The following is a 23,946-nucleotide window of genomic DNA, read 5'->3' on the forward strand; positions in this document are numbered from 1 at the left end:
CCGCCTTTCCGTCCCATCCAAAAGGTGGGTAGTGTTTTGTTTGGACCAATCAGTCGATCGGCTTAACTTTAGTTCCTTCGTTCTTGATCGTGATCCGCAGCGTTTCACCAGAATTGCCGGGAAAGTCCGTAAATAAAGCCTCGACGAGGTTAGGAACCAATTTGGGCAAGCGGTTGGAGCGCGAAAGCGCCTGCGCTTTGCCTTCGAATAGGCGTTCCCCTGTTGCAGTGCTGTCGATCTTCAGATCAATTTCGCTGGTATATACTGTAAAGCTTCGCACATCGGGACCAGCGAGGAACGGATCGTAAAACCCGAATGCAAAATTTCGGCGGAAGCCGAAGCCTCGCCCGAAGCCTCGACGAAAACCAATGCCTGGACCGAAGAATGGATCACCTGCAAAACCACCGCCAACTGTGCGGACCCGTTCACGGCCAGTGTCCACGTCATAGTCAAAGCGCACGAGTAGCGAAGCATCAGCAGCGTTTGCCGCGCGGGTGTAGCCAAGCTCAGACATTTCTGCAGCGACGCGGTCCGCATAAAGTGCAAATTCCAGGCCGCCATCCAGCTTAGGATCATCCGCAACAATAGCGAATGTTTCGCCCTGCGGTGCGGGCAACTGGCTTTGGAAGCGTGAAACGTCCGCTTTAAAGGCGGGCGCACAGGCAGAAAGGCCAGCGGCTAGTGCTAGCGGAAGCGCGATCCGAGCCAAGTGGCTGCGGGCGTTTGTGCGCGGTTTTGAGGTCATTTCTTGTTTATACATGGCATACCCTTTGCGTAATCACCAGAGTCCAACGCCAGTGACACGTTAAGCGTTCCCCACGCATTACACCGGCCATCAAGTGGAATAGACGCGAACGGGCGATCCAAATGGCAGGTGCCTGACCTCAACGAGCAAGGCGCCACTGTCTGGCGGAAGACTAGAGGTTGGGTGTGAACGGCGATTGAACGTGCATGATGAACGATTAGCCGCGCACCAATCCCAAGGCCTTATAGGCGTTGGACAAAGTCAGGGCACTTGCCTCGCGTGCCTGGGCGGCTCCGCGTGCAAGAATTGCATCTAGCGCTTCTTCGTCCTGCATCAAATCGCGGAACCGCGCATTAATGGGGCTTAGCGTTTCGATCATCACTTCGCCCAATGCGGGCTTAAATTCGCCAAAACCCTTTCCGCCATGCTCTGCGAGCACATCGGCCGGCTTAGTGCCGGAAAGAGCGGCATAAATACCAACGAGATTGAGAGCTTCTGCGCGTCCTTCCAGACCCTTTTCCTCACTCGGCAATGGTTCAGGATCGGTCTTTGCCTTTTTCACCTTTTTCATGATCGTGTCTGCATCATCAATCAAATTGATGCGCGCAAGATCCGATGGATCAGACTTGCTCATCTTTGCAGTACCATTGCGCAGCGACATGATGCGCGCTGCCTCTGGCGGGATTATGGGATCAGGCAGTGTGAAAATGGGTGCCTCTTGCGAGCCAAAATCCGTGTTGAATTTCTGAGCGATATCGCGCGCCAATTCCAGGTGCTGCTTTTGATCTTCACCGACCGGCACATGAGTGGCCTGGTAAAGCAGCACATCAGCCGCTTGCAGCACGGGATACGTGAACAGAGCTATGGATTGGCCCTCGCGGTTTTTGCCTGCTTTGTCTTTCCACTGCGTCATGCGATTAAGCCAGCCCATGCGTGCAGTGCCGGATAAGAGCCATTGCAATTCGGCATGCGCGGGAACTTGTGCCTGATTGAACAGCACGGTTTTTGCTGGATCAACGCCGCACGCAACCAGCGTGGCGACCATTTCGCGCGTTGTTGCGGACAGTTCAACCGGATCATGCGGCATCGAAATGGCATGCAGATCAGCCAGGAAAATAAAGCATTCTCCGCCCGCCGCATGCGCTTCATCCTGAAGCTTAACGTAATTGACGATAGCGCCAAGATAATTGCCAAGGTGCGGTTGGCCAGTGGGTTGAATACCGGAGACGACGCGCATTTTAAGAAGCCTTCTTGGTAAGAGTTGCGATGCGTTGGCGGTCGATTGCGCCAACGGCAAAAGCCAGGCCGAAATAGACGATGGCAGCCGCGCCAACCAGAACGGCCAATGCGCCAAGCCTTGCAAACAATCCGGACGTGTACCACCCAGCCAGCAGATCGTTTGCATATATCAGCGCTGCGCCCATGGCAGCGGCGGCTAGCACTTGGCGGGCAATTCTGAACAGCAAGATGTACGGAATGCGGTAATGGCCGCGCTGTGCGAGGATGGCGATCAGCACGAAAGCGTTGATCCATGCACCAATTACGCTTGCAAAGGCGATGCCGGGTACGCCGTAACCTAAGCCTGCAAAAGTGAATTCTTCGCCCAAAGACACTCCAAGATTTAGAATGCAGAACGAAACAAAAACCCCGAGCGATATAAAGGCAGCGATTACGGGGGTCTTAGTATCGGACCGCGCGTAGAAATTGGGCACGAGCACTTTCACCAGAACATAGGCGGGCAGACCGAGAACGAGCGCGGCGAGCACTTTGCCGGTTGCCCGTGCATCGGTGATATCAAATCGCCCCCCTGAAAAATCATCGTCACAAAAGCCTCCGCGCAAATCGCCAATGCGACCGCAGCAGGGATGGTAAGCAGCATGGCCAGTTCGATTGCATCGGATTGGATGCGGTCAGCGCCTTCTTTGTTATCGCTGCCGACAAATTTGCTGAGCGTTGGCAGAATGGCCGTCGAAAGCGCGATGCCAATAATTCCGAGAGGCAGTTGATTCAATCGATCAGCGTAGTTCATGTAACTAACCGATCCGTCTTCAAGCTGGTTGAGAAAGTACAGCTGCACCAGCGTGTTTATCTGATACGCTCCTCCGCCAATTGCTGCGGGCAGAGCGATGATCCCTAGCCGTTTCACTTCCGGAGTTATTCGCGGCCACAACAGCTTTGGCCGAAACCCTTCGACGCGGGTCCAGTAATACAGCCATGCCAATTGCATCAGGCCCGCCCCGGTTACCGCCCAGGCAATGCCGTAAGCAATCTGTTCGACACTCGCTCCAGAAGTGGCGGCGAACCATTCGCCTGTCAAAAGCGCTGCGATCAGAACCAGATTGAGGATGATGGGAAAGCTCGCGCCCGGTGCAAAGCGGGAGACTGAATTGAGCATGCCAGTGAATAGCGTCACCAGGCTGATTAAGATTATGTAGGGAAACATAATGCGCGCAAAATCTACAGCTAAATCAAAGCTTTGCGGGTTAATCGGTTTGTCCGCAAGCAGCCAGATTACGCCGGGCATCGCGATTTCAAACGCCGCCACAAGCGCGATCAGCACCGGCAGAAAAACGCTCAGCACATCGGCGCTGAAACTCCGCGCCTCTTCCATTCCTTGTTCAGGAGTATTTGAGCCATGCAACCTTTTCGAGAACATCGGGACAAAAGCTGCCGAGAACGCCCCTTCAGCAAAAAGGCGGCGAAACACATTGGGTATGATGAACGCCTGAAACCACGCATCGGTCACTGCATTGGCGCCTAGCACGCGCGAGAAAATCATCTCGCGCGCCATACCGGCGATCCGGCTGAGCATTGTCAGCGATCCGATTGTCCCGATGTTTTTCAGCAGGCTCATATGGTCTTGCCCGCGCCTTTGCTCAAAGGGTCAACGCGCCCGCTCAATTTGGAGCGGGAGCATCGCCGCCAGCGCCATCAGCTTCGCGCTTGGCCTGCAATTGCTGCACATACAGCCCGTTAAAATCAATCGGATCAATCATCAATGGCGGGAAGCCTGCATCGCGCACCGCATCCGCAATCACTCTGCGAGCAAACGGGAACAGGATCCGCGGAGCTTCCGCAAACATAAACGCATGCGCCTGTTCTTCGGGAATGTTGCGAATACCGATCAGGCCGCAATAGGCCAATTCAACGATATAGGCCTGACCCTTTTCAGCAATGGCTGCGATGTTCACTTTCAACGTCACTTCGTGGACATTTTCACCCAGATTATCGGCAGCGATATTGAACTGAACGTCAATCTGCGGATTATCCGTCCACTGAAAAACGTCGGGCGCATTGGGGTTTTCGACCGAGAGATCTTTGACATACTGCGTGATGATGGCCGCGGCTGGCCCGTTGTCTGCGCCATTGGCGCCTGCTGCGGGATTGTCGAGATCGGTAAGTACGTTGTTGTCATCAGCCATGCGGGTCTATCTTTCGATCTTTGGTAATTCTGAGGTTCATCTTGCCAAGAATAAGATGGCAAATGTGTTCGGCGCGCGCCTAGCAGGGTGGACCATGGCTCGCAACTGCGGCGAAGGCAAATGGCCACGCCCGTCAGCAGCACTTGCGCTGCTTGCGACCACTTCGGCGCAGGATGCAACCAAAAGAGCGTTGCCGAATTGTATTTGATGCCTAATTAAGGCAGTGAGAGTTTTGTAAAGGTATCGCGGTTAACCCTGCGGCCATCAGCTGATTTATCGGATATTGGATGTGATTGAGATTGTAATCCTCGCCCTGTTTGCCGCTTTTCTGGGCTATCGGCTGTATTCTGTGCTGGGCAGCCGGGCTGAACATGAAGAGGAATCGATCCCGCATCGTTTCGATTCTGGCGCGAATCAGCAGCCGCAATCGGCGCAGCCTTCTGCGGTAAATGCACCCGCGCCTGCACGCTCGCTCGAATTGGAAGGCGTTATGCCTGCAGTTGAGCGCGGCATTCGCGATATCGCCAATGCGGATGCAAAATTTGATCTGCCCATCTTTATGGACGGCGCAAAAGCGGCTTACGAAATGGTGCTGGAAGCATTTTGGAATGGTGACCGCGAAACGCTCAGTGATCTGTGCGACGACGATGTTTATGAAGGTTTCAGCTCCGCGATTGATGCACGGGAAAAAGCGGGTGAGACGCTCGATAACTCGCTGATCCGCATCGAAGAGACCCGTATCCATTCGGCATCGCTCGATGGCCGGCTTGCCCGGATTTCGGTGCTGTTTGTTGCCGATATTGCTGCTGTCACCCGTGACAAAGATGGCAATATGATCGCCGGATCGCTCGATGATGCGATCGAAAGCCGCGATGTGTGGACTTTCTCGCGCAATACGGCGGATCGCGATCCCAACTGGGTTCTTGACGAAACCGACGAAGGTTAAGTCAAACTGCGGCGGACGCGATTGCGCCGCTGCGTTTACGCGCATAGACAGGCGTGTATGAAAATGCGCCTGACCTTTCCCATCCTTGCCTTCCTGATGCTGGGCGGTTGTCTCCGGCTGATCCCGGACAGCACACCGCCAGTATCCGGACCGGCACCGCCTCCTGTTACTGGTGCGAGCAGCGCTTTGGCAGCAGGCGTTTACAAGGGGCCGCAAATCGCAGGTGAGCGATTTGGCAGAGCTGATCTTATTTTCAGTTCTGCGGACGGCGAAGCTGCTTTGCGTTCTTTCATTGAAAGCTGCGGTGTTCTGACAAGCCGTGAAGACCGCACAGGCCTCACCCAGCCAGCAGATTGGCAGGAAGCGTGCGATAAGGCGCCGGAGAATCGCGGCACCGCCGACAGTTTCTTCATGTCCTATTTCCAAACCGTGACCATTGGTGATGGCAAGGCTTTTGCAACCGGCTATTTCGAACCGGAAATCGCAGGCAGTCGCACGGTGCGACCCGGCTATGTTCCCGTCTATGGCGTGCCCGGTGATCTGGAGCGCGGCTGGCCTGATAATGTGCCCCAGTCAGAGCGAACGGGCCGCGCACCCTTGTCGCGCAGGCTCGCAGATGGCTCTTTTGTTCCCTATTTTGAACGCGCTGAAATTGAAGAAGGTGCTTTAGAAGGCCGCGCACCCATACTGGCATATGCCGCCGATCCTGTGGAATTTTTCTTCCTTCAAATTCAGGGTTCCGGCCGCATCCTTACCGATACCGGCGAGGTTATTCGCATCGGATATGCTGGCCAGAACGGGCGGGGTTATACCGGCATTGGCGGTGTGATGCGCGACCGCGGCCTGCTGGGCGACGGGCCGGGGCAATATTCGGGCTCCATGCAGGGGATCATGGCCTATATCCGCGAAAATCCTGAGGATGGGCGCGATCTTATGCGGCTCAACAAAAGCTGGGTCTTTTTTCGCACGCTGACAGGGGATGGCCCGCTTGGTTCTATCGGGGTGCCCGTTAGACGTGAAAGCTCCGTCGCGGTTGATCCGCGATTTGTGCCCTATGGTGCGCCGGTGTTTCTCGATCTGGACCGCGATGTGGCCGACGGGTTGTGGATTGCACAGGACACTGGCGGAGCCATTAAGGGCGCAAACCGGTTCGATACCTTTTGGGGCGCTGGGGCAGAGGCGCGGACTATTGCAGGCGGGATGAGCGGGCGCGGCAATGCTTACATCCTTTTGCCGCGCGCTGCGGTGCGCAGGCTTACCCAGGGCCAATGAAGCCGCCGCGCGGATTGAGCGAGGACGAAGCGGCTGCCTGGTCGCATCTGGCGCGTTCGGTCACCCCGCTGGAAGGGAAATCCGCGCCTATGACTCCCGCACGCAAGGCCCGAGAGAAGCAGCCCCAGCCTCCTCAAGAGGCCGCTAAGCCAGTACCTGTGAAGCGAGCGCCAAGCCGGGCAGTTAAGCGCGCCGCATCGCCGCCGCCTGTGACGCCTTTGCGCAGGATCGGGCAGGATCAAACGCTTGATCGCAGCTGGAACCGCAAACTCAAGGCAGGGCAGATTGCGCCTGATTACACGCTCGATCTGCATGGTCATAACCTTGATAGCGCCTATACCCGCATCACCAGCGGTCTGGATCAGGCGCGCGCCATGAACGCGCGGGTTGTGCTGGTGATTGCTGGCCGAGAGCGGCCTGTGGACCCGGCTGACCGTGCATCCCAACGCGGCGCAATCCGTGCAAAGCTGCTCGATTGGCTCGCGGCGAGCCATCATGCCGACAGCATCGCAGCCATTCGCCGTGCCCATATCAGGCACGGGGGAGAGGGCGCGCTTTATGTGGTCTTGAAAAAAGCGTGAAACACAAAACGGCGGCGTGGGACCAGCCTGGACCAACGCCGCCGCCTCTTAGGGTAAGGGTTATCGCATCACACTTACCCCAGAGGATTTGATGGTGGCGGTCTGCCTCAGCCAAACAGCCAAACATTCATCAAGCGGCCCGGAATGGCGAAGCTGAAGATGCCCGGGATCATGAGCGCCCCGAGATAAAGGCTGAGCACCTCGTAGCGGTGGCCTTTCATATTGCCGGCACGCGCTGTGGCGACGATTTTGTACGAGGCCCAGAACGTCATCGGCACGAAGATATGAATGAAGCTGAAGCTGCCGCCTGATTTGATAAAGATGGCTGACGTTGCGGTCGCCAGCATAAGGCCAACCCACACCTTGCCCAATTGTTTGTGCAGCTTGGTGCCTTTGCGCGTCAGCAGCAGGTAAGCGCCCAGCGGGATGGCCGGCAGAACGGTGATTACATGGAGAACAATCGCCAAATGCCGCGTGGCTTGATGATCCGGGGCAAATCCTGTGAGGCCGCGCATCAAGGCATAGACCACTGCAAGCGTCATTGTAACGCCCGCCACCCATACCACAGCGCGGATATGGGGGGAGATATCGAACCCGCCTTGCTTGGCTGCTTTGTAATTGCTGGCGCGTTCCTGCGCGGTCTGTTTGTGCAGTTTGGTGCCGGTGAGAAGCGCGACGAATGGCAAGTGACGGATGAGGCTGGTCATAATGAAACTCCCTTTGAGCAGGTGCGTGATTGACTTGATGGCCTAACCATGCCGCTTGCCCATTCGCCTGCAATCACGGCTTCGCGAATGGGTGGGGGCCTTCGTCAACGGTGCGGCTAATCCGCGGGTTTGGGGGCGTTTGCCACTTTACGAAGCGCCAATGGGCAGGCATTTGTGAGCTATGGATATGCGGGGCGGCAAGCATGACGACGGGGAAGCGGCAGGCAAGCCGGCCGAGCTGACGGCGCGTGCGGCGTTCTGGCGAAGCACTTTAACCGACCTTGCAATCATGACCGTAATCGGCGTTTTTCTGGCGGTGATCGGACCGTTTGGGTCGATTGAGCAGCCGCTGGCAGTCCGGCTCGTGACATGGCTCACATTTTCCTATCTCGGCTATGCGATTTATTCTCCCATGGGATACTTCGTTGAACGGGCGCATATCGCTTTGGCATTGCCGAGGCTGCCTTTGTGGATAGCGGCTGCGGCGATTGCGACTGTGCCTATGACTGCAGCAATTTACTTCGTGCAGTTTCTGCCTGAAATGCCCCCGGTGCCATCTCTGGAAGAAGCGCTAACGAGCTATTTTTATGTGTTTGTCATTGGCGGAGGCGTGACGCTTTTGTTCAATTTCATCGGTCCAAGGGCAAACGCAGTGCGCACGGCCGAAGACATGACCAGCTCTGCTCCAAAAGCGCCGGCTGTTCAGCAGACTTCTGGGACGGATTATGAGACCGCGTCAGCAACCGCACCCAATCCGCTATTGGATCAGCTTCCTGCCGAGCTTGGCAGTGATATCATCGCTTTGCAGATGGAAGACCACTATGTGCGGGTGCACACGGCATTGGGATCAGAGATGGTGCTGATGCGCCTGCGCGACGCTATGACGCATGTGGCCGATGCAGAAGGCCGCCAGGTTCATCGCAGTTGGTGGGTGGCGCGCGGCGCTGTTGAAGATGTGCGGCGCGAAGGGCGCAATGTGCGGCTCAAACTTGCGCGAGGGATCGAAGCGCCGGTTAGCCGCGCTCAGGTAAGCGAATTAAAGGCCGCTGGCTGGATCTAGCGCGCGCTGACCGCCGATACGGTTTTTCACCCATACCAATCCTGCACCGACAGCGGCAAAGAACGCGGCCAGCGCAACATTGCTGATCGCATATCTCGCCCAGCCCAGCTCCGGCAGATTGAGGAAGAAATAGGCGTAAAAGCCTGTCACTTGTCCCAGCACCAGCGCAAAGGCGCCATAGGTCAGTGGCGGCACCATGATCGCAGGGATCAGCCGAGCAGGGTGCGGGTCAGCAGGGGTAAAACGCAGCCACCAGATAATCGTCGCGGCAGGGATGATGGTGTGGTGGAATTGATTGGTGATCCGGTCAAACCCTTGGGGGTGATGCTGACCTGATAAGAGACCCCAATAAATGCCAGCGATGATGAACAATGCGGTGGCTAGTGCTGCCATTACGCTGCGTCCAATCGGTTTTCCCAATGCGATCAACGCCATAACAGCGCACGCGGCGACATTGCCCCAGATCGTAAAGAACCGCAGCATGGCTGCCAGATTGCTCAAATAGCCGAATTCGCCCAGCAGCGGCTGCACAGCCAAAGCAAGAAAAGCCAGAATGGCGATGATCGCGGCTGGCACTCTGCCAGGGGATTGAATTGTTTGGTTTTGAGAATTGGTCATCGCTGTCCCTGCCCTTACAAAAGCCAAAAATGCAAGCAAAAGCCCCCGGCGCATATGTTGTGCACCGGGGGCTAAAGCGACCCATTGCTCAAGCCCGACTGACAGGGGGGATAGTCAGGCCTTAAAGGGCTCTACCGGGCTTTACGCATGATGTTTCGCATAGGTTACATCGAAGCGATCATTGTCCATGACCTTGGCCCAAGCGGCTGCGAAATCGGCGACGAATTTCGCCTCATTGCCGCTTTCTGCATAGACTTCGGCTTGAGCGCGAAGCTGGGAGTTTGAGCCAAAGACAAGGTCGGTGCGCGTGGCGCGGTACTTTTCTGCGCCCGTCTTACGGTCGGTGCCGACATATTCTTCATCGCCCGATCCATCGACAGGTGCCCACTTAGTGCCCATGTCGAGAAGGTTGGTGAAGAAGTCCGGTGTGAGCTGGCCCACGCGGTCTGTGAAAATGCCGTGCTTGGTGCCTCCAGCATTCGCGCCCAAGGCGCGCATGCCGCCGACCAGAACTGTCATTTCCGGCATGGACAGACCGAGCAAATGCGCTTTGTCGATCAGCATTTCCTCGGTGCGGACATCCGCTTTGGTTTTGAGGTAGTTGCGGAAGCCGTCTGCAAAGGGCTCCATCGGCTCAAAACTGGCGGCATCGGTGTGCTCATCACTTGCATCGCCGCGTCCGCCCGTGAAAGGAACGCTGATTGCGTGGCCAGCGTCGCTCGCGGCTTTCTCAATCGCAGCGTTACCAGCAAGCACGATAGCATCGGCCATCGAGATATTGCCGCGCAGCTCTTCGATTTTGGCGAGCACCTTGCCAAGTTCTTCCGGATCGTTCGCTTTCCAGTCCTTTTGCGGGGCAAGACGCACACGCGCACCATTGGCGCCGCCGCGATGGTCTGAATTGCGGTAGCTGGAAGCCGAAGCCCATGCCGCCTTCACAAGCTCACTTACCGAAAGACCGCTGCCAAGGATTGCCGTTTTGAACGCGCTCGCATCGGCATCGCTCGGAGCTGTCCCTTCTGGAACCGGGTCCATCCAGATCAGCGTTTCGTCCGGCACTTCCGGCCCCATATAGCGAACCTTTGGTCCCATATCGCGGTGGCACAGTTTGAACCATGCGCGCGCAAAGGCGTCATCCAATTGCTCTGGGTTTTTGAGGAACCGTTCTGAGATTACACGGTAATCCGGGTCCATTTTGAGCGCCATATCGGCAGTCGTCATCATGGTGCGGACTTTTTTGGAAGGATCGCGCGCATCGGGTGCCATGTCTTCAGGATCAGGATTGATCGGCGTCCACATTTTCGCGCCAGCGGGGCTTTCCACCAGTTCAAAATCATATTTGAACAGAATGCGGAAATAATCGTGGCTCCACGATGTGGGGTTGTTTGACCAGCTGCCTTCAATGCCAGATGTGGTGATGTTGCCATTGGCAATTTCTTCCGCATCGTTGAGCCAGCCGAAACCTTGCAGATGCAGGTCTTCGCTTTCGGGGCTCTCGCCGAATGTGTCTGATGGGTGCGCACCGTGCGCTTTACCAAAGGCATGGCCACCAGCGGTAAGAGCGACGGTTTCCTCGTCATTCATTGCCATGCGGGCAAATGTCTCGCGCATGTCGCGGCCCGATGCGAGCGGATCGGGATCACCGCCGGGGCCTTCTGGGTTGACGTAGATCAGACCCATCTGGATCGCGGCAAGCGGGTTTTCGAGCGCCTTGCCTTTGTCAGGAATGATGCGGGTTTCGACGCCTTGGTCGACCCATTGCTCTTCCGTGCCCCAGTAGACGCTTTCGGGCTCGTAAACGTCAGCGCGGCCGCCGCCAAATCCGAAGACCGGGCCGCCCATGCTTTCAATCGCGACATTCCCGGCGAGGATAAACAAGTCAGCCCAGCTGATGTGCTTGCCATATTTCTGCTTGACCGGCCAAAGGAGGCGGCGTGCCTTGTCGAGATTGCCGTTATCGGGCCACGAATTGAGAGGGGCAAATCGTTGCTGACCGCTGCCGGCACCGCCGCGGCCATCACCGGTGCGATATGTGCCCGCTGCATGCCAGGCCATGCGGATGAGAAACGGCCCGTAATGGCCATAATCGGCTGGCCACCATTCCTGATTGTCCGTCATCAGGGCGGTCAAGTCAGCTTTCAATGCTTTGTAATCAATGGCGTTGAAGGCTTCGGCATAATCGAAATCTTCACCCATCGGGTTGGCGCTGCGTCCACCTTCTGTGAGGATATCAAGTTGCATGGCCTGCGGCCACCAATCGCGATTGGTGCGGCCAAACAGCCCGCGCGGGCCTGCATCGCCGTGGAACGGGCAGCCACTCATCTCACCGGTTTTTACATCCATTTTCTGCTCTCCTCTTGGACCAATCCCTCAGGTCGGGATTCGGCATAATCAGGTTTGATGGCAAAAAGATGATGCAAGCGGTGTGATTAGTCCAATCGATTAATATGACAAGATTGATCGGTTTTGTGGTTTAATGTGAGTACGGGCTAGGCCGCCGCTGCGATGTCTTCGATGGCTTCGTTGCGGATGAGGTAATCAAACGCGCCAAGCGCTGCTTTTGACCCTTCGCCCATGGCCACAACAATCTGTTTGTGCGGCACAGTGGTGACATCGCCAGCGGCATAGATGCCGGGCAAATTGGTCCCGCCTTCTTCGTCGATCACTATCTCGCCATACTTCGACAATTCAAGGTCTGTTTCGACCAGCCATTCGGTGTTGGGCACGAGACCGATTTGGATGAACACGCCTTCCAATTCGATCCGGCGTTCCTCCCCTCCTGTCCGATCTTTCACCACCAGTCCATTACAGCGTTTCCCATCGCCCGTAACTTCGGTGGTCTGACCGTTGGTGATGATGTCGACATTGGACATAGATCGCAACTTGGCCTGCAACACTTCATCAGCGCGCAGCTTGGTGCCAAATTCGATGAGCGTGACATGGCCAACGATCCCAGCAAGGTCGATCGCCGCCTCAACGCCGGAATTTCCGCCGCCGATTACGGCAACGCGCTTGCCTTTGAACAGCGGCCCATCGCAATGCGGGCAATAGGCAACGCCTTTGTTGCGGTACTCCGCTTCGCCCGGCACACCGAGATTTTTCCAGCGCGCGCCGGTTGAAAGGATGAGCGAGCGCGCTTTTAATGTGGCTCCATTGGCGAAAGTCACCTCGTGCAGGCCGCCAGCTTTGGCTGCGGGTTTAAGCTGCGTTGCGCGGGAGAGGTCCATCAGGTCAATGTCGTAATCACCGACATGCTTCTTAAGATCATCCGCCAGTTTCGGCCCTTCGGTGTAGGTCGTACCAGGTAAATTTTCGACACCCAATGTGTCCATCAACTGACCGCCAAAACGCTCTGCGGCAATGCCGGTACGGAACCCTTTGCGTGCGGTGTAGACAGCGGACGCTGCACCAGCCGGGCCGCCGCCGATTACAAGAACTTCAAACGGGTCTTTCGCGGCGAGCTTTTCGGCTGCCTTCGCATCTGCGCGGCTGTCCAGTTTTGAGAGGATTTCAGCCAGCTCAATCTTGCCGTTGTAAAAGCTTTCGCCATTAAGGAATGTCGCTGGAACCGCCATGATATCGCGGCTTTCGACCTCGTCCTTAAATGTTCCGCCTTCAACCAAAGTGGCGGTGATGCGCGGGTTTTCGAGCGCCATCAAAGTGAGCGCTTGGACCACATCGGGGCAGTTGTGGCAGGTGAGTGAGAAGAACATCTCAAACTCGAAATCGCCTTCGAGCGCGCGGACCTGCTCAATCAGATCGGCATCAACCTTGGGCGGGTGTCCGCCAGCCCACAAGAGCGCCAGCACGAGCGAAGTGAACTCATGTCCCATGGGAAGACCCGCAAAGCGCACCCATTTGGCAGGGTCGGACGCACGCCGGATAACAAAGCTTGGGCGGCGGCCGCCTGCGATTTGATCGTCGCCGTCGAAATGAGCTGATACCATTTCGTGAAGTTCAGCGATTTCGGTCAAAAGCTCGCGCGTCTGGGCGGATTTTTCGCTGTCATCCAAAGCTGCGACAAGCTCAATCGGCTCGCGCAGATTGGCGAGATATTGTTTGAGCTGGGTCTGCATATTGGCATCGAGCATGGCGTGTTCCGTGGTGTATTGGGTAACAAAAGGACAGGCCCGAACCGCTTCGGGAGGGGGAGGGGGTGGAAGCGGTTCGGACCTGATGTTTGCCCGGACTTGCGTCAGGGCGCAGGCAGCACGCGGCTGGAGGATTGCGCGCTGCCCAATATTGTCAGTTAAATTTTGCCGACAAGGTCGAGTGAAGGAGCAAGCGTTTCAGCGCCTTCTTCCCATGCTGCTGGGCAAACTTGACCGGGGTTGGCGCGCACATATTGAGCGGCTTTGATTTTGCGCGTCAGTTCATTGGCATTTCGGCCTACGCCTTCGCAGGTGATTTCCATGATCTGGATCACGCCATCGGGGTCGACAACGAAAGTCGCACGGTCTGCAAGGCCCACTCCTTCACGCAGCACGCCGAACTGGTTCGACAATGTGTGCATTTGATCGCCGAGGAACGGGAATTTCAGCTTGCCGATTTTCTCAGAGCTATCGTGCCATGCTTTGTGGCTGAAATGCGTGTCGGTTGAAACGCCGTACACTTCCACACCCATGTCTTGCAGCATTGAGTATTTTTCGCCCATGTCTTCAAGCTCTGTCGGGCATACGAATGTCCAGTCGGCGGGGTAAAAGAAAAACACCGCCCATTTGCCTTCGATGTCTTTTTCAGTGACGTCAAAAAAGTCTTTGCCTGCTTGAAAAGCGGTGGCGGTGAAAGGTTGGATTGTTGAACCGATAATGCCCATGTGAATTGTATCTCCTTAAAAGTTTGGATTTCTAGCTGCGGCGCTGATGCACATAAGAATTGATGCGCCGCAACAAAATTGAATTGTGCGATTGCGAAGATCGATTTTTTCAATGAAAAGAACGGGAACCTATCCGGTTGGTTCCAACATGCACTGCCGTCTGGACGAAATTGCTTGCCGGTGACCTAATTTGCAAGGCGGTTGCCGCTTGCCACAAGGAAAGCGCGGTGCGTAAAGAGGCGGTGTTGGGGGAATAGAATTTGAACAATAGGCTTTTGCACCGCAACGGTGTCGACCGCATTGGAGAGGTCCGCGTGCGCGCCGATCTCAACCGCTTGGAACTGGGCGATCAATCATCGGCAATCGAACCGCGCATTATGGAAGTGCTGCTCAAGCTTGCGCAGATGCAGGGCGAAGTGGTTTCCCGCAATGAGATGATCGAAGATGTCTGGGGCGTAGAATTTGGCGGCGATGAAAGTTTGAGCCGTGCGGTTTCCATCCTGCGCAAGACCTTCAAGTCCCTTGGCCAATCCGAACCGTATATCGAGACCATATCAAAACGCGGTTACAGGCTGGTTCAACCGGTCAAAGCCAAACCCCAAAACGGTGACGAGCACACGCCGACTGTCATATCTGGCGGCCTTTCGCGCGAATTGCCTGAATTGCCATCCATGGCGGTTTTGCCGTTCGAGATGCGCGGCAATGCCGCATCGGATCAATTTGCCGTGGACGGATTGGTTGAAGAAGTGGTCGCAGCGCTTAGCCGCATCCGCACTTTGTTCATCATTGCCAGTGGTTCAACCTTTGCGATCCGGAACGAGGTCAACACGCCGATCGAAGCGGGTGAGAAGCTGGGCGTGCGTTATATCGTTTCGGGCCAGGCACAAAGCGCAGGGGACCGGCTGCGTGTCCGCGTTGAAGTGGCCGATGTCAGCAATGGCGGGGTCGTTTGGCAAGACCGGTTCGAAGGTTCGATGGACGATCTGTTCCAGCTTTATGATGATGTTGCAGCAGGCGTTGCAGGGGTTGTGGAGTTTTCTGTACAGCAGCGCGAAACCATGCGCGCGATCCGCCGTCCAACCGCTGATCTTAAGGCATATGAGCTCTATCTGCGCGGGCTTGCCAAATTGCGCACTTACACTCGCCAGGGCATGTACGAAGCGCTCGACCTTCTGAATGAAGCTTTGGAGCGCGATCCCGATTACCCGCTGGCGCACAGCATTGTGGCTGGATGCCATGCCAATATCGCGCAAAGCAAATGGTCGGATGATCCGCTGGAAAATCTGCGTCTGGCCGAATATCACACGTCCGAAAGCCTCACCCATGGCTCGGACGATCCGCAGGTGGTGGGTACGGGATCGCTCGCTTGCAAGATCGCCGGTGATCTTCAAGGGGCGAGCCGATTGGCAGAGCGGGCCTATCAGCTCAATCCGGGCTCCTCGTTCACGCAGATGGTGCTCGCAATGGCCAAGCTTGCATCGGGCCATGTCGATGAAGCTGAGGCGTTGATGCAATTGTCGATCAAGCTTGATCCTCTGTCGCCCAATCGCACTTTGCAGGTCGGTTATCAGGCTGCAATTGGGTTTGCGAGAGGTGACTACGCACAGGCAATGGAGCTGGCGAATGAGGCGGTGAAATACGGACAATCGCCGCCGATTTACGCATTGCTGATTGCATCGTGTGCGCATGCGGGGCAGCTGGACAAAGCTGCCGCATTGCTCACCAAGCTGGAATCAGAAGCGGGCATATCCATCGCGGCGGCCGCAGGCACCTTTTATGAAGACAAGGCGATCACCGCCCTGTTTCACGAAGGAATTGCCAAAGCGCGCGGGGGCTGACGGTGTCAGCCGGTTTTGCCGCTATTGGCTAACCAGAACATTATCGCCGGGCAGCGTCGCAAAATTAAACTTTGCCCAAATGGCGAATTTTACCGGGATTTTGGTGGAGCCGGGGTCAGGTTCGCGGCCCAAAATATCGCGAATGATCTGGTGGCTTTCGCACGTTATCACTTCGATTTCATGCGCGCCTTTCGAAAAGCCGCCGCCTTTGAACTTGGTGATTTCAACAGGCGTGTGCACAATCGCGCGGTAACACGCTGTATTGGTAGCGCCAGGCTCGCGAAATTGTTTGAGTGCGACTGCCGGAACATGGGGGCGAAAGTGAAACAAATCGGCCACGTCTTCGCCAGCGCCTGACAGCAGCCGGGTGAGGAAGGATTCTGCCGCTTTGACGCCATCACTCCATTCTGCGGCGTCCAATTCGGCCTTGGCACCTTTTATGGTGTAAAGCGGAGCCGTTACCCCGCGCGTTTCGCTCGACAGGGTGGGGAAGAATGTGGTTGTGCAGCAGAATTGCGGATTTTCAGGATTGTCTTCTGGCACTTCGAGATCGCCCAGCTCTTTGGCCCAGCCCCATGTCTCGCGTCCGATCACCATACCCATGGCATAGTTGATGAAAATATAGGGCGACCACAGAACAACGCGCGTCTTCAATAGATCGCCTTTGTGCCTTTCGATCAGCGGGATCCACACCGCAAATTCGCGTCCCGGTAGCCAGCCGACCTGCGCGCCGCCTGAAAAAGTGCGCTCCACATCGACAGAGCTGAAAATCGACACGCCCAGCGGAACTTCATACCGCACGCTACCATCGCTTGCTGCGTTGAGAAGTGCATCGGTGAGCTTTTGCATCGACGCCTTATCGGCCTCAATCACAAATGCGTGCGCGGCCGCGTTTTCAAAGACGCCCGGCGGTGCCACATCAATCGCGCCATGGCCCAGCCAGGAAATAAAAGGGATATTGCTCATCGTTTCAATCCTTATCCAAAGCCTTGTGAAGGGCGGCGTTCGAGAAAATCGTATCCGATAATTTTGACAGGCTGACCGCAGATCGCGCGGGCGGCGGCCATGCCTGACATCACTGCCCCTTCGAACGAGGTGACAAGCCCCATTTGCGTCCCTTCTCCAGCAAGGATCAGATTGCTGAAATCGGTCTTTGCGTGCAGCCGGTATTGCGTCATCCCGGCGCCTGAAAGGGTTGTGCATTCGCCCGGATCAACATTGGCGCGGTAATATTGCGCGTCCAATCGCGCTTCGCCCGTCACATCCCTGGGCGCATGGAGGATGGACCAGTTAAACTGATTATCCCTTTGCGCACCGGGCCATGAGGCGTAGCTTTTGGTGTTGAGCCAATTGATTGTCATGCGGCGCAAATCCGCTTTGGCTTTTGCTGGCGTACCCGATTGAGATTTTGGCGCGCGATACAGCGTGGATGGCATGGTGCCCGTCAGGTAATGCAGGCTTTCGGGGCCGTGATCGCCCCATCCTTCAAACTTCAAAACCTGGCTCATATCAGCCCAGATATCGAGATATTCTGGGCCTGAGACACAGGCGGGTTTGGCGCGGGTCCAGCCAAGACCTTCAAGGTCGCGGTCGCACCACAATTGAACGCTGAGGCTGGGCACGATCGGGGTGTTTTCGATCCAATTGCGCAGCGGCGTGTTGATCGCGGTAAGCGGGGCGCAGATGCCCGGCTCATCCTCGCTGAACTGTTTCAATGCGCCCAAGGCAATGGCCAGAACGACATCGTCGAAATCCTCGCCCAGCGTCAATTCACGCTGGTTTGCAGCTGGCCAGTTGTACCAGTTGCTTTCAAGATTGACCGCCGCGGCCTGCATTTGTGCGCCGGCTTTCAGCTGTTCCCAATGCGGCTGTGATGGCCACACCACCATGCCATCTCGTCGCTGCGTGGGCGCATAAGGACCATCAATGCACTCGGCCTGTATGTCGATTTTGACCTTGCCCACTTTGCCGGGATCGGTTGAGCTTGGTTCAAGCGACGTGACCTTGTTGAAGAATTCGAACGCCACACCATTGGCGATTAGCTGTTCATAAAGCGGGCCAACCATCACCTCGCCCATGCCAGCCTGCACCTCGTATATGGCTGTGCCTTTATAAGTCAGCACGATACGCATAATGGTGCCCAGCGCAGTGCCGGCGGCGACATTGGGCTGGTCCGCATCGCCATCGACATATTGATAGGCGGTGTCATAGAGCAGCCGCACAAGAGTGGATTGCGCAACTACGTCGCGGTCAGCGCCGTGTTTTAGCAGCCACTCGCGAAACTCTAAATCGTCAAGCGAAGTGAAGGGCGCATCCTTCAAAACCAGATCAAGGATGATCCCTTTCGATACCGCTTTGAAAATGTCGAGCAGATCGTGCGGGATGGAATGACCGTTCGCCCTGCGCGCCTCGGCCGAATGCGGTTCATGTGCCTTATGGACCCAGCTGATCAGGCCGAGTGCGCGGTGTGCTGCCTTATGTAGAGCATCCGCTGTTGCCTCTTCAGCGCCGCGTAAATGCGCTGCTGCTGCATCAAGAGCATCGAGCGGGTTTTGCAGTTTGTGCAGTCCATCTGGCGCAGGCCCCGCATGCCCGGTCGCCTCGCGCATATTGGGGCCTTCGTGATGCGACAGGATCAGCTTCACCCAATCTGCCATTGTGCCAAGCATTTCAAACAGAGTCGGAAACAGCCCGCCGGTGCCCGGAATGCCATTGTTTGTCGCCCAGGTCAGCGGCCAGTAAGACCAGTTTCCTGCTGGATCTAACACTCCTAGCGGAGTGAAGCGCTGGGGTTTTGCCGCATCCTGCCATGTTGGCATGGCCCACCCGCCTTCTATTGGCGGGCGTTCGGCGTAGAGTTCCTGAAGCAGTTTGAACGTGTTTTCGTAAAAGCCGAACCAGACATGCAGGCCGTGTTCGATATTGCGGTTTTGCGCGTCGCGTCCGCTGGCCCCTTTGCCGCCGCAGCGCCAGCCCATCTGATAGACGGTCACTTCATTTGCGGCTCGCAAATCAGGCGTGCGGGTCAATTGATAAGCGGCACTCAGCCCCGCCATACCGCCACCCAGAATTGCTATCTTGCGCTTGGCCATCGGGCACCCTCCTCAGGTGGTTTTGATGTATTGCGGAAAGCCGCTGATCGCGCGCGCGGCCAGCATTCCTGATTCCATCGCGCTTTCAAAACAGCCGCCGCTAAAGCGGGTTTTGGTCCAGTCGCCCACGACGTAGAAATTGCTGAGTTCGGCAGGTTTTGCAGGATCAAAGCGCGATGCGACATTTTCGCCTGATGGGGTTTGGACATATTGTTCGGACAGGTCGAAATTGGCCCGCACATAGCTGCTGATAACCTGTGATCCGAAACTGGTGTCTTTAAGGTTAGGCCACAAACCGCTGAGCGAGGTGTCGATCCATTGATCGGCTATATGGTCAGCATCGCGAGTCAAACTGGGCGGCGATATTGGGTCGCCGTCGATTGCCAAAGTGCCGCAGAAATAGGCCAGCGAATGCGGGATGGGGGCAGGGCCAGAACGGTCCTCCCCCCAATTTTCAAAGGCAATGACCTCGGTCATATCGCCCCAGCTATCGTAAGGCGGTTTGTACGATGTGAGCACGGTTGAACCATGGCTCCAGCCAAGGTCATCAAGTCCCCTGCTCATCCACAATTGCATCGCCTGTGTGCCAACCGATGCACTGTGCTCAATCGCGCTGGCCCATTTGGGATGCGCTGTCATCAGATCGGTGACGAGCGGTTCGAGAACAAGCGGCGGAAGCCCTGATATGGCGATGTCGAAGTCTTCGCCTGCTTTCAGTGTGCGGGGGGATCGGAATAGACGAGACAATCGGAATAGTCGAAATCTGTGCCGTCGGCTTTCAGCTTTTCGCCATTTTCCAATTGGGACCAATCCGGTTCGCTTGGCCAGCTGTCCATCTGTTTGCCGCCCGGTATGGTGATCCGGCGAAGCGGCTTATAGGGCTGGTCTCCAAGAGTGCGCGCTTGCCGTCTGACAGTGATTTGCGACAATTCGCCATTTGCGCATTCCAGCCCGGTCACCCGGTGGAACAGCTGGATATCGACCCCGCGTGCGGTCAGAACATCGTAAAGCGGCGTGAATACAGTGTCAGCCGTGCCTGCCACCATTCGCCATAGCGGCGCGTTGTTGTATCCGACCGCAATTTCCATCTGCGCGCGAAAGGACACGCCGGCGGCCAGCAGCCCTGGGCTGTCCATTTCTCCGCCAACCTGCGCAAAAGCAAGGTCATAGATTGCATTGACGAGGCCCGAATTCAGCGTCCCATGCGTTGCCCCATGCTTTTCCAGCCATTCGCGCATATCGAGCGTGTTGAGCGCGTCGTAGCCCGCTTCCCCCTTGCCCAGCAGATCGCTGATATAGCCGGCACTTGTCGCCACAACGAGATCCGCGCCAATGGCGATCATGCGCAAAGTGCCGAATATGCCGACCGCAAGCGCGCTATCATCGTTTTGATGTTCGCCGAGGAATTGGCCAATCTGTTCCTGCGCGCTGGCGAGTGCGACTTTTGCGCCCACTTTGGGCTGTATCCGATCGGGCACCAGCCTGTAGCGGACGACAGCGAACCAGGTCTCCACAGCTTTGCGGAAAGGTGCGTGGGCGGGGATCAAACCTTCAATCGTATCGATCAAAGTTAGAACCAATTTGCTTTGTGCGCTGATTGGCAGCTGGCCGGGGCGGTCTTTTGCGTTCAGCACCTCATCGCCCGGCTCTCCCCCAATTTGGGAAAGGGGATGTTCCACGGGGTCCAGACCCCATCGGGCGAACGGTCCATCAACGACACCAGATGCTGCGGTTTGAAGCCGTCGGTCCATTCCTGCAGGGGATTATCCGGGTCTGGATGCACTTTGCGCCACTCTTCATAGCAAGTGCGCAAAGTGGCAAAGGCGTTTTGATAGCAGCCCATCAGGATGTGCAGGCCGTGTTCCTCTATCCGGTCGGCGACCGCTTCGTTGCGGCCGCTCGCGCATTTGCCGCCCAGCCGCCAGCCTTGCGTGTAGATGGTGATGTCATAGCGGCCCTCAAGCGCTGGATCGCTGAGCCAGAAGGCGGCCGCAACCGCCGATGGTCCGCCGCCCAGGATCGTGATCCTTGTGCGCTGTGCGACCTCGTTCGCACCCTTGGTATCAGTCATATGGTCCCCCCAAACCTGATCGACTGACCCGGCCTGGCGGGAGTCGCTGGCATCAATCCTACCATTGCTTTGCCTCCCTGTCGCACGTTGATATCGTACCCTTCGGCGCGGCCAGACCCAGAGGGGGCAGCCGGTCACCCAGCCGCCCCCCTTTGTGGTCAGTGCTTACCGGTTCGCTTTGGCCGGGACGCTGCTTACAGCGAGGCGAGTGGCGTTTGTTGACTTGATGCTGGCCAGCGCAACCGATGTGGTGGCTTTCGCACATTGGCGGTATTGCGAGACCTCGCGCACCGACTGGCGCGCTCTTGAGTATCCGCACACCTTCTTGACAGCCCCGCGAATGCGGCTTTCCAAAGCTTGCATCCCCGTTTCGCTGTCGAGGTTGAGGTCGTCATAGGACACCATCACGGTGCGATTGCCGTCATCGTTGACTGTCATCGTGTCATTGTCAGCCGCGATTGCGGTGGTGCAGCCAAGTGCAAGCAGAGCGGTGGCGGTGATGGCTTTAGTGGTATTGAACATGTGAATTCCCCTTGATGAGTTGTGGCGATCTGTTCGCCTGCCATCCTCAATCGGGGGTTTGGCATTCAAAGTCCTGAGCGCACCTTGAAGCTAATCTGATGTTTCCCTTATGGCTTCTCCGCTCCTGCTCCTGCTCCTGCTCCCACCCCGATGCTGCCCATCTGGCCTTGATGCAGCAGTTTGTGATCGGCCAGCACCAGCGCCATCATCGCTTCGACTACCGGCGCGCCTCTGATGCCCACACACGGATCATGGCGGCCCTTGGTGCGCACCTGAGTCGCCTCCCCATCAGAGGTGATGGAAGGGACAGGCGTGAGGATCGAGCTTGTTGGTTTGAAAGCGGTTCGCACCACTACGGGCTGTCCGGTGGAGATGCCGCCTGCTGTCCCGCCTGCATGGTTGCTGGCGTATTGCGGTTTACCATCAGGGCCGGGCGACATGGCATCGGCGTTCTGTTCACCCGTCAGACGCGCGGCTTCAAAGCCATCGCCGATCTCCACGCCTTTGGTCGCGTTGATTGTCATCATCGCAGCCGCCAGATCGCTATCGAGCTTGGCATAGACCGGCGCGCCCCAGCCAGCCGGAACGCCCCTTGCCACGCATTCGACCACAGCGCCCAGCGAAGAGCCTGCCTTGCGCGCCTCGTCCACTTTCGCTTCCCAGCGTTTGGCCGCCGCCGCATCAGGGCAGAAGAACGGATTGCGCGCGATCTCGCTTGCGTCAAAGGCATTCATGTCAATCGCATCCCCGCCCAGTTCGCACACAAAGGCAAGCACCGATACCTCTGGGATGATCGCCCGCGCCACTGCGCCAGCGGCCACCCGCGCTGCGGTTTCGCGCGCCGATGATCGCCCGCCGCCGCGATAGTCACGGTGCCCGTATTTCGCATCATAGGTGTAATCGGCATGGCCGGGGCGATAGCTCTTGGCGATTTCCGAGTAGTCTTTGGAGCGCTGATCGGTGTTTTCGATCATCAGGTGAATGGGCGTGCCGGTTGTCTTGCCCTCAAACACGCCAGACCCAATGCGCACTTGATCCGCCTCTTGCCTTTGCGTTGTGTACTTGCTTTGCCCCGGACGGCGCGCATCCATGAAGGGTTGGATCGCCTCTTCTGTCAGCATCAGCCCGGGCGGGCAGCCATCCACCACCACGCCAAGGCCGGGTCCATGGCTTTCGCCCCAAGTGGTGAAGCGCAAAGCGCGTCCGAATGTGTTCCAGCTCATGCCAGCCCTTTCCCCAATCTGGCGCCATTTGTCCACCACCCGCCCGGCTGCCTGCCATTCAGCTTACTATTCAGCTCACCGGGCCCTCTCACTCGGTTCGTCGCTGATGAGAGGCACTTGGACCGCATGTTACACGGTCTTGGCGTAAAAATCAGATCGATCACTGATGCGGCTTTTGATCGAGCAAGTCGATCAATTCGGCAGGGTTGAGGGAGGGGCTGAGAGAGTGCCTCAGAGAGGAGAAGCGCGCAAATCATCGTGCCAAAGCCTATAGCGCGGCAGCACAAAGTAGGAAAACGGGGGCGGCAGCGCGCCTCCTCCCCCTGCAGGAGTGACGATAAACGCCTCGCACGGTCTGGCCTTTGGCGCACCTTTAGGCGAGAACACATACAGTATGATTGCAAAGCTATCAGGCAGGCTCGATGAAACGGGTGAAGATTGGGCCATCGTCGATGTCGGCGGGGTGGGCTATCTCGTCCATTGTTCGGCGCGCACATTGTCGGCGCTGGGTAATGTGGGGGAGGCATGCACGGTCCACACCGATTTGCAGGTGAGCGAGAATGATATGCGCCTTTTAGGCTTTGCGGAAAGCGCAGAGCGCGACTGGTTCCGCCTTTTGACGCAGGTTCAGGGCGTGGGCAGCAAAGTGGGCCTTGCGATCCTGTCCGCGCTTTCCACTGCCGAATTGCGCGATGCGTGTGCGGCAGGCGATGCCGCCAGCGTTGCGCGCGCCAATGGGGTAGGGCCGAAACTTGCAGGCCGGATCGTGAATGAGCTGACCGATAAAGCAGGCGCGATGCCGGGATCTGTCGGGGCAGGCGGCGCGTCAGGCGGCGGGGCGGCCATGGCCTCAGGCGGCGCAAGCGCGGATGCGGTAAGCGCATTGGAAAATCTCGGCTTCAAACCGGCTATCGCGGCGCAGGCCGTCGCGCGCGCCACGGCTGAACTGGGCAAGGATGCCAGTGAAAGCGATCTGATCCGGGTCGCGCTGAAAAAGGCGGCGGGGTGATGTTCATCGGCAATCAATCCTTGC

General features: G+C 57.1%; 21 protein-coding genes and 1 pseudogene. 6 read left to right on the top strand and 16 right to left on the bottom strand.

The window, feature by feature from the left end:
• Positions 1-49: 49 nt before the first annotated feature.
• The 4 genes and pseudogenes from AC0V6W_RS10540 to secB form a co-directional block, all read right to left on the bottom strand.
• The gene (locus AC0V6W_RS10540) at positions 50-745 is read right to left on the bottom strand and encodes a DUF4136 domain-containing protein (RefSeq protein WP_486151567.1); all 696 of its coding nucleotides are present in this window, start codon (positions 743-745) and stop codon (positions 50-52) included.
• A gap of 217 nt (positions 746-962) precedes the next feature.
• Complete coding sequence (gene trpS, locus AC0V6W_RS10545) at positions 963-1,982, bottom strand: tryptophan--tRNA ligase (protein ID WP_486149786.1); 1,020 nt, start codon at positions 1,980-1,982, stop codon at positions 963-965.
• Between the two features lies 1 nt (position 1,983).
• Positions 1,984-3,599: pseudogene (murJ, locus tag AC0V6W_RS10550) on the bottom strand (murein biosynthesis integral membrane protein MurJ).
• A 43-nt stretch (positions 3,600-3,642) separates the two neighbouring features.
• Positions 3,643-4,167, bottom strand: coding sequence for a protein-export chaperone SecB (secB, locus tag AC0V6W_RS10555; RefSeq protein WP_486149788.1), 525 nt, complete (start codon positions 4,165-4,167; stop codon positions 3,643-3,645).
• Between the two features lie 289 nt (positions 4,168-4,456).
• On the opposite strand from secB, the gene AC0V6W_RS10560 reads away from it, so the two are divergent.
• The 3 genes from AC0V6W_RS10560 (at position 4,457) to AC0V6W_RS10570 (ending at position 6,966) form a co-directional block, all read left to right on the top strand.
• A complete protein-coding gene (locus AC0V6W_RS10560) occupies positions 4,457-5,113 on the top strand; it encodes a Tim44/TimA family putative adaptor protein (RefSeq protein ID WP_486149790.1) in 657 nt (218 codons plus the stop codon).
• A 63-nt stretch (positions 5,114-5,176) separates the two neighbouring features.
• Positions 5,177-6,385: a murein transglycosylase A gene (gene mltA / locus AC0V6W_RS10565; RefSeq protein ID WP_486151569.1), complete on the top strand. Its 1,209-nt coding sequence runs from the start codon at positions 5,177-5,179 to the stop codon at positions 6,383-6,385.
• Positions 6,382-6,966: a Smr/MutS family protein gene (locus AC0V6W_RS10570; protein WP_486149792.1), complete on the top strand. Its 585-nt coding sequence runs from the start codon at positions 6,382-6,384 to the stop codon at positions 6,964-6,966. Before mltA ends, AC0V6W_RS10570 begins: the two co-directional genes overlap by 4 nt.
• Positions 6,967-7,073: 107 nt before the next feature.
• Here AC0V6W_RS10570 and AC0V6W_RS10575 read toward each other — a convergent pair whose 3' ends face one another.
• Positions 7,074-7,673 carry a DUF2306 domain-containing protein gene (locus tag AC0V6W_RS10575; RefSeq protein WP_486149794.1) on the bottom strand — a complete coding sequence of 200 codons (600 nt, stop codon included), beginning with the start codon at positions 7,671-7,673 and terminating at the stop codon, positions 7,074-7,076.
• Between the two features lie 181 nt (positions 7,674-7,854).
• On the opposite strand from AC0V6W_RS10575, the gene AC0V6W_RS10580 reads away from it, so the two are divergent.
• Positions 7,855-8,733: a LytTR family DNA-binding domain-containing protein gene (locus AC0V6W_RS10580; protein WP_486149796.1), complete on the top strand. Its 879-nt coding sequence runs from the start codon at positions 7,855-7,857 to the stop codon at positions 8,731-8,733.
• On the opposite strand, the gene AC0V6W_RS10585 is transcribed toward AC0V6W_RS10580, so the two are convergent.
• The 4 genes from AC0V6W_RS10585 to ahpC form a co-directional block, all read right to left on the bottom strand.
• Positions 8,710-9,351: a Pr6Pr family membrane protein gene (locus tag AC0V6W_RS10585; RefSeq protein ID WP_486149798.1), complete on the bottom strand. Its 642-nt coding sequence runs from the start codon at positions 9,349-9,351 to the stop codon at positions 8,710-8,712. The genes AC0V6W_RS10580 and AC0V6W_RS10585 overlap by 24 nt on opposite strands.
• Before the next feature lie 141 nt (positions 9,352-9,492).
• The gene (gene katG, locus AC0V6W_RS10590) at positions 9,493-11,694 is read right to left on the bottom strand and encodes a catalase/peroxidase HPI (protein WP_486149800.1); all 2,202 of its coding nucleotides are present in this window, start codon (positions 11,692-11,694) and stop codon (positions 9,493-9,495) included.
• A gap of 146 nt (positions 11,695-11,840) precedes the next feature.
• Positions 11,841-13,442, bottom strand: a complete 1,602-nt coding sequence (gene ahpF, locus AC0V6W_RS10595) for an alkyl hydroperoxide reductase subunit F (RefSeq protein WP_486149802.1) — start codon at positions 13,440-13,442, stop codon at positions 11,841-11,843.
• A 158-nt stretch (positions 13,443-13,600) separates the two neighbouring features.
• The gene (gene ahpC, locus AC0V6W_RS10600; RefSeq protein ID WP_486149804.1) at positions 13,601-14,167 is read right to left on the bottom strand and encodes an alkyl hydroperoxide reductase subunit C; all 567 of its coding nucleotides are present in this window, start codon (positions 14,165-14,167) and stop codon (positions 13,601-13,603) included.
• A 260-nt stretch (positions 14,168-14,427) separates the two neighbouring features.
• Between ahpC and AC0V6W_RS10605 the strand changes: the two genes are divergently transcribed.
• A complete protein-coding gene (locus tag AC0V6W_RS10605; protein ID WP_486149806.1) occupies positions 14,428-16,005 on the top strand; it encodes a tetratricopeptide repeat protein in 1,578 nt (525 codons plus the stop codon).
• A 21-nt stretch (positions 16,006-16,026) separates the two neighbouring features.
• On the opposite strand, the gene AC0V6W_RS10610 is transcribed toward AC0V6W_RS10605, so the two are convergent.
• The 7 genes from AC0V6W_RS10610 to aroC all read right to left on the bottom strand — a co-directional run bounded on the left by AC0V6W_RS10610 (position 16,027) and on the right by aroC (position 22,913).
• The gene (locus tag AC0V6W_RS10610; RefSeq protein WP_486149808.1) at positions 16,027-16,971 is read right to left on the bottom strand and encodes an acetoacetate decarboxylase family protein; all 945 of its coding nucleotides are present in this window, start codon (positions 16,969-16,971) and stop codon (positions 16,027-16,029) included.
• An 11-nt stretch (positions 16,972-16,982) separates the two neighbouring features.
• Entirely contained in the window at positions 16,983-19,097 is a 2,115-nt protein-coding gene (locus tag AC0V6W_RS10615) for an FAD-dependent oxidoreductase (protein WP_486149810.1), read from the bottom strand.
• Between the two features lie 12 nt (positions 19,098-19,109).
• A complete protein-coding gene (locus tag AC0V6W_RS10620) occupies positions 19,110-19,844 on the bottom strand; it encodes an FAD-dependent oxidoreductase (RefSeq protein ID WP_486149812.1) in 735 nt (244 codons plus the stop codon).
• A complete protein-coding gene (locus tag AC0V6W_RS10625; protein WP_486149814.1) occupies positions 19,811-20,776 on the bottom strand; it encodes a hypothetical protein in 966 nt (321 codons plus the stop codon). Before AC0V6W_RS10625 ends, AC0V6W_RS10620 begins: the two co-directional genes overlap by 34 nt.
• A complete protein-coding gene (locus AC0V6W_RS10630) occupies positions 20,725-21,168 on the bottom strand; it encodes an NAD(P)-binding protein (protein ID WP_486149816.1) in 444 nt (147 codons plus the stop codon). The genes AC0V6W_RS10625 and AC0V6W_RS10630 overlap by 52 nt, the downstream gene beginning before the upstream one ends.
• A gap of 165 nt (positions 21,169-21,333) precedes the next feature.
• Positions 21,334-21,690, bottom strand: coding sequence for a UrcA family protein (locus tag AC0V6W_RS10635; protein WP_486149817.1), 357 nt, complete (start codon positions 21,688-21,690; stop codon positions 21,334-21,336).
• A gap of 107 nt (positions 21,691-21,797) precedes the next feature.
• Complete coding sequence (aroC, locus tag AC0V6W_RS10640; RefSeq protein WP_486149819.1) at positions 21,798-22,913, bottom strand: chorismate synthase; 1,116 nt, start codon at positions 22,911-22,913, stop codon at positions 21,798-21,800.
• A 394-nt stretch (positions 22,914-23,307) separates the two neighbouring features.
• Between aroC and ruvA the strand changes: the two genes are divergently transcribed.
• Positions 23,308-23,922 carry a Holliday junction branch migration protein RuvA gene (ruvA, locus tag AC0V6W_RS10645; protein WP_486149821.1) on the top strand — a complete coding sequence of 205 codons (615 nt, stop codon included), beginning with the start codon at positions 23,308-23,310 and terminating at the stop codon, positions 23,920-23,922.
• The last annotated feature ends 24 nt before the right edge of the window (positions 23,923-23,946 follow it).

This window comes from Erythrobacter sp. JB1-7, assembly GCF_057365015.1.

Coding starts and splice junctions, on each gene's coding strand:
- AC0V6W_RS10540 (WP_486151567.1), bottom strand. CDS start 745: ATGACCTCAAAACCGCGCACAAACGCCCGCAGCCACTTGGCTCGGATC.
- trpS (WP_486149786.1), bottom strand. CDS start 1,982: ATGCGCGTCGTCTCCGGTATTCAACCCACTGGCCAACCGCACCTTGGC.
- secB (WP_486149788.1), bottom strand. CDS start 4,167: ATGGCTGATGACAACAACGTACTTACCGATCTCGACAATCCCGCAGCA.
- mltA (WP_486151569.1), top strand. CDS start 5,177: ATGCGCCTGACCTTTCCCATCCTTGCCTTCCTGATGCTGGGCGGTTGT.
- AC0V6W_RS10570 (WP_486149792.1), top strand. CDS start 6,382: ATGAAGCCGCCGCGCGGATTGAGCGAGGACGAAGCGGCTGCCTGGTCG.
- AC0V6W_RS10575 (WP_486149794.1), bottom strand. CDS start 7,673: ATGACCAGCCTCATCCGTCACTTGCCATTCGTCGCGCTTCTCACCGGC.
- AC0V6W_RS10580 (WP_486149796.1), top strand. CDS start 7,855: ATGGATATGCGGGGCGGCAAGCATGACGACGGGGAAGCGGCAGGCAAG.
- AC0V6W_RS10585 (WP_486149798.1), bottom strand. CDS start 9,351: ATGACCAATTCTCAAAACCAAACAATTCAATCCCCTGGCAGAGTGCCA.
- katG (WP_486149800.1), bottom strand. CDS start 11,694: ATGGATGTAAAAACCGGTGAGATGAGTGGCTGCCCGTTCCACGGCGAT.
- ahpF (WP_486149802.1), bottom strand. CDS start 13,442: ATGCTCGATGCCAATATGCAGACCCAGCTCAAACAATATCTCGCCAAT.
- ahpC (WP_486149804.1), bottom strand. CDS start 14,167: ATGGGCATTATCGGTTCAACAATCCAACCTTTCACCGCCACCGCTTTT.
- AC0V6W_RS10610 (WP_486149808.1), bottom strand. CDS start 16,971: ATGAGCAATATCCCTTTTATTTCCTGGCTGGGCCATGGCGCGATTGAT.
- AC0V6W_RS10615 (WP_486149810.1), bottom strand. CDS start 19,097: ATGGCCAAGCGCAAGATAGCAATTCTGGGTGGCGGTATGGCGGGGCTG.
- AC0V6W_RS10630 (WP_486149816.1), bottom strand. CDS start 21,168: ATGACTGATACCAAGGGTGCGAACGAGGTCGCACAGCGCACAAGGATC.
- AC0V6W_RS10635 (WP_486149817.1), bottom strand. CDS start 21,690: ATGTTCAATACCACTAAAGCCATCACCGCCACCGCTCTGCTTGCACTT.
- aroC (WP_486149819.1), bottom strand. CDS start 22,913: ATGAGCTGGAACACATTCGGACGCGCTTTGCGCTTCACCACTTGGGGC.
- ruvA (WP_486149821.1), top strand. CDS start 23,308: ATGATTGCAAAGCTATCAGGCAGGCTCGATGAAACGGGTGAAGATTGG.